Below are 255 nucleotides of genomic sequence, written 5' to 3'. Positions count from 1 at the left end.
GCCGTGGGCGGCTCGCCGGTCGCGCTGGACGACCGCGCGCTGGACGTGACGATCTCCATCGGCTTCTGCCCCAAGTCCCTGATCCCGGGCGACGTCGATCCGGACTGGGAGCAACTGGTCCATCTCGCCGACCTGTGCCTGTACGCGGCCAAGCAGGGCGGGCGTAACCGGGCGGTGGGGATCCTGGACGCCGCCGTGCTGGCGCCGCACGTGATCGCCGCGGCGGATGCGGACCTGAAGCGGGCGGCGGCAGCA

At 72.9% G+C, this 255-nt stretch carries 1 pseudogene; it reads left to right on the top strand.

From position 1 onward, the window contains the following. Positions 1-255: pseudogene (locus tag ACEN88_RS35780) on the top strand (hypothetical protein); the annotation flags it as partial.

This window comes from Massilia sp. CT11-108 (genome assembly GCF_047302915.1).
GTDB lineage: Bacteria > Pseudomonadota > Gammaproteobacteria > Burkholderiales > Burkholderiaceae_D > Telluria > Telluria orientalis.
Note: the sequence above shows the minus strand (reverse complement) of the source record. Positions and strands in the feature narration are given on the sequence as shown.